At 60.5% G+C, this 319-nt stretch carries 1 protein-coding gene; it reads right to left on the minus strand.

Going from position 1 to position 319, the window contains the following annotated elements; all coding sequences use genetic code 11:
* The coding region (locus AC0L16_RS33665) for an ATP-binding protein (protein ID WP_473625824.1) at positions 1 to 319 on the minus strand (319 nt) is incomplete at both ends.

Raw genomic sequence — 319 nt, forward strand, 5'->3', positions numbered from 1 at the left:
TCGGGTGCGATTGGCGGGCGCTGTTTTCGCATGCTTTCACCGGCGAGATCGATGCGATAGGCGTTGTGAACGAGGCGGTCCAGGATGGCATCGGCCAGAGTTGGGTTTGCAATGATCTCGTACCACCGATCCACGGGCACCTGACTTGTGAGGATGGTTGAGCGTCGTTCGTAGCACTCCTCAATGATCTTCAGGAGATCGCGGCGTGGGTCGAGGATCAGCAGCTCGGTCCTGGCAGGAGATTTGAGGATCCTGCCGTATCGCCCGTCGCCTCTTGCAAGCGCGAGGGCGGCGAACAGCCGAGGAACGCGGTGATAGG

It is taken from the genome of Mesorhizobium sp. WSM4848, assembly GCF_055811375.1.